The sequence below is a fragment of the Microbacterium umsixpiens genome (assembly GCF_053543675.1).
In genome coordinates, this window is the sequence record NZ_JBLVOH010000129.1 from 17,446 (window position 1) to 23,850 (window position 6,405).

The window sequence follows — 6,405 nt, forward strand, 5'->3', positions numbered from 1 at the left end:
GCAGGCCCTCGATCGCGTCAGGTCGAGCCGTCACGCGAAGTCGTCACCCATGATGGGACGGATCTCCATCGGTTCGCCGAGCATCTCGACCATCCGTGCGACGATGTCCTTCGCGCGCTCCACGCTGGACACCTCGATGACAGCGAACGACGCAAGGACCTCCTTCAGCTCGACGAACGGACCGTCGGTCATCACGATCGTTCCGTCGACCTTGCGCACGGTCGTCGACACGGCTGGGTGTCCGAGCCCTTCGGTGCTGACGAACTCCCCGGTCGCGCGCAGGTCCGCTTCGAACTCCTGATACGCGGCGAATGCAGCGAGCGCATCCTCGGTGGGGGCATCCGCGGTGGCGGCGTCCCAACTGCTGCTCGGCGTGTAGCCGAGAATGAGGAATTTCACGGTCTCATCTCCTTGAGTCGGCGAGTGTCCAGGCTAGCGAGACACACGCGGTGACTTCAGCAGGGAGATGGCCGTCGCGGTGCACCATCCGAAGGCGAAGAGCCCCGTGATCGCCACCTGGATGCTGGCGATGTCGGGAGCGACGGGAGCGAGGAGCGCGATCGCGACGATGCCGCTCCCGGTCGCTGCGACCGCACGCCGCTCGCGGACGGCGCGGATGAGCGCGATGACGGCCGCCACGGCCAGGACGGTGAACGCGACGATCGCCGCCGCCATGTGGATGACAGCGTGCCAGGTGGGTTCGGCCGCGGGGCCGTCGGCCGCGCCGAGCGGAAAACCGTTCGCGGGGTCCTGCGGGAAGAGGCCGGCGGCGATGAAGCCTGCCCCGCTGATGGTGATGAGGACCGGGATGGCGGCGCGGCCGAGCCCGTCGGTCACGACCCGCCGGTGACCGACCGCCAGGCAGATCAGGCCCAGTCCGACCAGGACGAAGGTGAGGATCTGGATCCAGCCGAGGTCTCCCGTGGAGAGTTGGCTGAGGGGGTGGATGCGGATGTCGAATCCGGGGCGCGTGAGCATCTGCACGAGTGCGGACAGATAGAACAGCGGTCCCGCGAATGCGCCCGCGAGCAGCAAGGGGCGGGTCGAACGAGGGAGTGCGCTGATCTCCCTGTGCGCGAGGCGTGGTGCTGAGTTCGTGGTCACTGTGAGCTCCTCTTCTGGGTCGAGTGTTTCTGCACTGATACCTCGGAGCCGCGCGACGAATCTTGACATCGTGCGGTCGCGACGTGTGAGGGGGGGCCGCGGATCGCTTCCGACGGATTCGCGCGCAGATGTCAATCCGCAGCGTTCGGCTCCGAGGTATCTGCAAGAGCGGCCCGCCGGGCTGCACGTGAAAGGACACCTCATGAACGAGAACACGCTGGAGAACGTCACCGCCGAGCAGATCGACGGCTACGGCCTCGGTGAGCAGCCCACGCCCAGCAGCGCCGTCACGGCGCTCGACAGGCTCGTCGGGGAATGGACGGTGACGGGTGGCGCCGAGGGAGTCGTGCGGTACGAGTGGATGGGCGGACGGTTCTTCCTGCTCCAGCACGTCGAGCTGGAGCAGTTCGGTCAGGCCATCACCGGCATCGAGGTCATCGGTCAGCTCCGCCCGTTCGGCGAGCCCGCCGGCACGGATGTCGCTTCCCGGTTCTACGACTCGATGGGCAACACTCTCGACTACGTCTACGAGCTGGAGGGAGACACGCTCACCATCTGGGCCGGAGCCAAGGGAAGCCCGGCCTCCTTCACCGGCATCTTCAGTGACGACGATCGTGTACTCGACGGCGCCTGGGTCTACCCGGGTGACGGCGGATACGCGTCCACGATGACTCGCCGCTGACACCACCCACTTCTCGAAGAGAGCGGAATCATCATGCCGAAGAAGAACTCTTCTCCCGATCCCTCCCTGCACCAGGTTGTGTCCGCGGATGGCACGGAGATCTCGTATGAACGCCACGGAGACGGGCCGGTCGTCATCCTCGTCGCGCAGGCGCTGTCCGACCTCCGCGACAACCGTCGCCGCGCGGCCCTGCTCGCCGGGAGCCACACGGTCGTGAACTATGACCGTCGAGGGCGCGGCGACAGCGGGGACGTCGGCTCCTGGCGCATCGCTCGCGAGATCGCGGATATCGAGGCGCTCATCGATGCGCACGGAGGCAGGGCTGCTCTCTTCGGAGCGTCATCCGGCGCGATCCTCGCGGTGGACACCGCGGCGGCTCTTCCCGAGAAGGTCGCGGGCGTCATCGCCTTCGAGCCCCCGGTGATCGTGGACGATCGACGCGCACCCGTCCCCCGTGACCTCGCCGACCACCTTCAGCAGCTGGTCGACGAGGGGCGGGGGGCGGACGCGGTTCGCGAGTTCCACCGTGTCGCCCTCGGTGCACCCTCCTTCATGATCCACGCCATGCGACTCATGATCGGCCCGTGGCGGACCATGGTCGCGATGGCCCAGACGGCCGTCTATGACACGCGCCTCTGCGCAGGGTTGCAGGACGGAACGCCTCTCACCGGCGACCGGTGGAGCGGGCTCCGGGCGCCCTCTGTCGTGCTCCTCGGAAGCAAGAGTGCGCCGTTCATGGACAGCGGGACGCGAGAGCTGTCGACGCTGATCGGAGCCCGACACGCGACGATCGAGGGCGCACATCACGCGACGCCGATGATGAAGCCGGCCGCGCTGATGCCTTCGATCGTGCCCTTTCTCGGCGAGGTCCTCCCGTGATCTCGACGGCCGCGGAATCCCGCCATCCGTGATTCCGACGAACTCGGTCGCAGCGAGGCGGACCGGGTCTTCCGAGCCCTGGGTGACGCCACTCGGCGCGACATCCTCGCCCGCACGCTCGTCGAGGGGCAGTCCGTGACCGAGCTCGCGCGTCACTATGACATGGGTTTCGCGGCCGTGCAGAAGCACGTCGCGGTGCTCGAGCGTGCGGGACTCATCGTCAAGTGCGCGCGCGGGCGGGAGCGGCTCGTGCGCGCAGATCCGGAGATGATCCGGCGGGCGTCTCGGCTGCTTCGCGCTTTCGACGACAGGTAAGAGTGCGCCAAGCCGCACCTCTGATGCGCCGCAGAGTCATTCCCGGGCTGACGGTGAACGCGGCGATGTTCGCAACCATGATCAGGCGGACGTTCGTCCGGATCTGTGCAATAGATCGCGTCGAAACGGGAGGCTGAGAGGGGCGCGCGGGCGGCTAAGTGACCGGGTCGCTCGGTGCTTCGTCGTCCGCCATCACGTAGGCACCGGACTCGAGTCGGGCGATGAGGCCCTCCGTCCAGGCGATGGCGCTGTCCGCCGAGTGCGCCCAGAACTGGATCGCCTCGACGTGGTGGCCCCAGTCTTCGTCCGGGTGGTTCTCGTATTCGCGGACCACCCGCGCGCGCCGCGCCCGGAATGTCTCGATGCGGAGCCGGAGCAGTTCGACGGCTCGGTCGCGAGTGAGGGTGGTGATGAATCCGATTCCTGCCATCGTCTCGGCGATGTCGCGGCCGTCCGAGGAGAGTGCGCGTTCGAGCAGAGTGACGAACTCCGTGCGCCCCGCGCTCGTCACCGTGTACTCCACGCGCGCGGGGCCAACGGTGCCGTGGCCTGAGTCGGTTCTGTCGATCAGCCCATCGTCCGCCAGGCGACGTAGCGCGTGATACACGGATCCCTGGCCGATGTTGCCCCAGAGGTCGACCTGCCAGGATTCCAGGTCTTTGCGTACCTGGTAGCCGTGCGCGCTTCCGCGTTCGATGATCGCGCCAAGGATCAGCAGTCGCGTCGCTGACACAGCATCCTTCCTTCCGTCGTTCCTGTCGTTGACGTCACTCTACCGTGCTAGTACAGTTGTACTAGCTGAGGTCATGCTCAGTGTTCAAGTCGTTCGAGGCGAGGGATGTGTACATGCACGTCGTGGTTGCAGGCGCGTCCGGCAGAACCGGACGATTCGTCGTCGAGCAGGCCCTTGCCGCCGGTCATCGAGTGACCGCGATCGTGCGCGACTCCGGCCCCTACGACCGGCCGCCGGGCGTCGTCGTGCAGCGGGCTGAGGTGGTGACCGATGCGGAGCTGACGTTGCCGGCCGACGCCGACGCCGTGATCTCGACGCTGGGCAAGCGTTCGAATCAGGATCCCGCGCCCGTGTGCGCGGCAGGCACGGCGAACCTGGTCGACGCCATGCGGCGCCACGGCGTGCGACGCCTGGTCGTCACCTCGGCGGTGCCGGTGCTCACTTCGGGTGCGGGCGAGCCATGGTGGTTCCGCCACGTGGTGCGCCCGCTCGTCCGCCGCAGTGCACCTCGCATCTACGACGACCTCGAGGCGATGGAGCAGATCGTCCGCGGCGGCGGACCTTCCGTCGACTGGACGATCGTGCGGCCCGGTTATCTGATCGACACGGAGGCGACCGACTATCAGCTCGTCCCTGAGGCGAACGGGTCCACGAGCGTGTGCCGCGCCGATCTGGCCAGTGCTCTGGTGGCTGCCGCCACCGATCCATCAGCGATCGGCCGGTCGTACGGACTCAGGCGAGGTCGGAGCCCGCAGCGCATGACAGCGCGGGTAGCGACGTGAGCCGCAACACCCGACCGCGCCGCGTCAGCTGGCTCCGGGTCGGTTTCCTCGCGGACGGCGTCTTCAAGCTGCTCGTCGCGTCGATATACGTCGTGTTGCTCCAGGTGATGACCGATTTCCTGGATGCGCCGCCCTGGCTGCTCGTCGCTACGGCGGCGCTCGTGGCCACCAGCGGTATCGCCGAGATCACCTTCGCGCTCCGGAGCGGCGCCGGTTCGCACACCCGCTACCTCGTCGCCTACGACAGTGGATGGGTCATCGTCACCTTCATCGCGGCGCTTCTGGCGTTCAACGATGTCCTCGGTGCGGGCACGTTCTGGCTCGCCTACCAGTTGCTTGCCTCGCCGCTCGTCGCTGCGGTGTTCGCCTTCGGTGCCCGGCGCGCCCAGACTGACTGATCGTCACCTGCGCCACTCGCGGCGGACATGTGTCCTCGCACACCATCTCGACAAGAAGAGGACAAGAAGAACCGACCCCTTGACATCCCCTCCGCTCAGGCATAACGTACAACCAAATGGTTGCACAAAGAGAACTGAGCGAAGCGGAGGTCGACCGTGTCTTCCACGCACTGGCGACGTCGACCCGGCGCGACATCCTGCGCCGGACGATCGAGCGTGAGCAGTCGGTATCGACCCTCGCCGCCGACTACGAGATGTCGTTCGCCGCGGTGCAGAAGCACGTCGCCGTGCTCGAGGCCGCGAACCTCATCGTCAAGCGCGCTGAGGGACGCGAGCGGCTCGTCCGCGCGAACCCCGAGATGATCGCCCGCGCCAGGGCGCTCCTCGCCCGATACGAAGAGCTGTGGCGGTCGCGCATCGCCCGACTCGACGACCTGCTGGCCGAGACGCCTCGGTCCGGCGCATCCGACAACAGCGACACCCAGAAGAACGAGCAAGGAGACTGAAATGCCTGTCACCGACGTCACCACCGATGCCGACAACCTCACGATGACCGTGGTCGCCGACTTCGCCGCCCCCATCGAGCGGGTCTGGAGCGCCTACAGCGATCCGCGCCAGCTCGAACGCTTCTGGGGCCCTCCCGGATGGCCGGCCACCTTCACCGCCTGGGACCACACCGTCGGCGGACGCGCGGTCTACTCGATGAACGGCCCGCGCGGCGAGAAGTCGTCCGGGTCGTGGGAGTTCCTCTCGATCGAGGCACCGAACTCCTTCGAAGTGATCGACTCCTTCGTCGACGAGTCCGGCAAGCCGCTGGAGGGCTTCCCCGCGCAGCGGATGTCGTTCTCGTTCGAGCCCACCGCCGAGGGCACCCGCATGGTCACGACCAGCCACTTCGACTCGGTCGATGCACTCGAGCAGGTCGTCGAGATGGGCCAGGTCGAGGGCATCAAGATGGCGATGGCGCAGCTCGATGCCGTACTGCAGGACCTCCGCGAATACGCGCAGGGCAAGGGAACGCGGGTCGAGATGCTCGACGACACCCACGTGCGCATCACCCGTCTGGTCGAAGGGCCGCGCGAGCTGGTCTGGCGTGCGCACTTCGAGCCGGAGCTCATCCGCAAGTGGATGCTCGGCCCCGACGGCTGGGAGATGACGGAGTGCGTCGCCGCCACCGAGGTCGGCCAGTCGTACCGGAACTCGTGGGCGCCGGTCGGCGACACCGAGGGGGAGCCGTTCGGCTTCGAGGGGGAGGCGCTCCTGATCGACGCCCCGCGCCGAGCGGTCACCACCGAGCGGATGCAGGGCCTGCCGACCGAGACCCTCAACGACCTGAACCTGTACGAAGAAGACGGAGCGACCCTCGTCACGGTGCTCATCGAGTACCCCGACAAGGAGACGCGCGACATGATCCTCGCCACCGGCATGGCCGACGGCATGGAGTCGTCGTTCGCCCGCCTGGAGCGGGAGCTGCTCGCCGTCTGACCGCGGCGTCGCGTTCATAACTCAGGA

General features: G+C 67.4%; 10 protein-coding genes. 7 read left to right on the plus strand and 3 right to left on the minus strand.

Annotation, left to right across the window (positions count from 1 at the left end; translation table 11 throughout):
- Positions 1–30 precede the first annotated feature (30 nt).
- Both ACNPM4_RS12985 and ACNPM4_RS12990 read right to left on the minus strand, forming a co-directional pair.
- Positions 31–399, minus strand: coding sequence for a YciI family protein (locus ACNPM4_RS12985; RefSeq protein WP_448985943.1), 369 nt, complete (start codon positions 397–399; stop codon positions 31–33).
- Between the two features lie 33 nt (positions 400–432).
- Positions 433–1,104 carry a DUF998 domain-containing protein gene (locus tag ACNPM4_RS12990; protein ID WP_448985944.1) on the minus strand — a complete coding sequence of 224 codons (672 nt, stop codon included), beginning with the start codon at positions 1,102–1,104 and terminating at the stop codon, positions 433–435.
- 202 nt (positions 1,105–1,306) lie between these two features.
- Here ACNPM4_RS12990 and ACNPM4_RS12995 point away from each other — a divergent pair, with 202 nt between their 5' ends.
- The 3 genes from ACNPM4_RS12995 to ACNPM4_RS13005 are packed head-to-tail and all read left to right on the plus strand — an operon-like array spanning position 1,307 to position 2,980.
- Complete coding sequence (locus ACNPM4_RS12995) at positions 1,307–1,786, plus strand: hypothetical protein (protein ID WP_448985945.1); 480 nt, start codon at positions 1,307–1,309, stop codon at positions 1,784–1,786.
- 33 nt (positions 1,787–1,819) lie between these two features.
- Positions 1,820–2,665, plus strand: coding sequence for an alpha/beta fold hydrolase (locus ACNPM4_RS13000; RefSeq protein WP_448985946.1), 846 nt, complete (start codon positions 1,820–1,822; stop codon positions 2,663–2,665).
- A gap of 24 nt (positions 2,666–2,689) precedes the next feature.
- Entirely contained in the window at positions 2,690–2,980 is a 291-nt protein-coding gene (locus ACNPM4_RS13005) for an ArsR/SmtB family transcription factor (RefSeq protein ID WP_051662426.1), read from the plus strand.
- A 154-nt stretch (positions 2,981–3,134) separates the two neighbouring features.
- Here ACNPM4_RS13005 and ACNPM4_RS13010 read toward each other — a convergent pair whose 3' ends face one another.
- Positions 3,135–3,713, minus strand: coding sequence for a PadR family transcriptional regulator (locus ACNPM4_RS13010; RefSeq protein ID WP_448985947.1), 579 nt, complete (start codon positions 3,711–3,713; stop codon positions 3,135–3,137).
- Between the two features lie 113 nt (positions 3,714–3,826).
- Between ACNPM4_RS13010 and ACNPM4_RS13015 the strand changes: the two genes are divergently transcribed.
- The 4 genes from ACNPM4_RS13015 (at position 3,827) to ACNPM4_RS13030 (ending at position 6,378) form a co-directional block, all read left to right on the plus strand.
- Positions 3,827–4,495, plus strand: a complete 669-nt coding sequence (locus ACNPM4_RS13015; RefSeq protein ID WP_136025665.1) for an NAD(P)-dependent oxidoreductase — start codon at positions 3,827–3,829, stop codon at positions 4,493–4,495.
- On the plus strand, positions 4,492–4,893 hold the full coding sequence (locus ACNPM4_RS13020) for a hypothetical protein (protein ID WP_372468054.1): 402 nt from the start codon (positions 4,492–4,494) through the stop codon (positions 4,891–4,893). Before ACNPM4_RS13015 ends, ACNPM4_RS13020 begins: the two co-directional genes overlap by 4 nt.
- Positions 4,894–5,009: 116 nt before the next feature.
- The gene (locus ACNPM4_RS13025; RefSeq protein WP_029273822.1) at positions 5,010–5,399 is read left to right on the plus strand and encodes an ArsR/SmtB family transcription factor; all 390 of its coding nucleotides are present in this window, start codon (positions 5,010–5,012) and stop codon (positions 5,397–5,399) included.
- Position 5,400: 1 nt separating this feature from the next.
- Positions 5,401–6,378, plus strand: coding sequence for an SRPBCC family protein (locus ACNPM4_RS13030; protein ID WP_448985948.1), 978 nt, complete (start codon positions 5,401–5,403; stop codon positions 6,376–6,378).
- The last annotated feature ends 27 nt before the right edge of the window (positions 6,379–6,405 follow it).

Bases quoted from the DNA above. Each gene is read 5' to 3' on its own strand.
- ACNPM4_RS12995 (WP_448985945.1), top strand. From the start codon at position 1,307: ATGAACGAGAACACGCTGGAGAACGTCACCGCCGAGCAGATCGACGGC.
- ACNPM4_RS13000 (WP_448985946.1), top strand. From the start codon at position 1,820: ATGCCGAAGAAGAACTCTTCTCCCGATCCCTCCCTGCACCAGGTTGTG.
- ACNPM4_RS13015 (WP_136025665.1), top strand. From the start codon at position 3,827: ATGCACGTCGTGGTTGCAGGCGCGTCCGGCAGAACCGGACGATTCGTC.
- ACNPM4_RS13025 (WP_029273822.1), top strand. From the start codon at position 5,010: ATGGTTGCACAAAGAGAACTGAGCGAAGCGGAGGTCGACCGTGTCTTC.
- ACNPM4_RS13030 (WP_448985948.1), top strand. From the start codon at position 5,401: ATGCCTGTCACCGACGTCACCACCGATGCCGACAACCTCACGATGACC.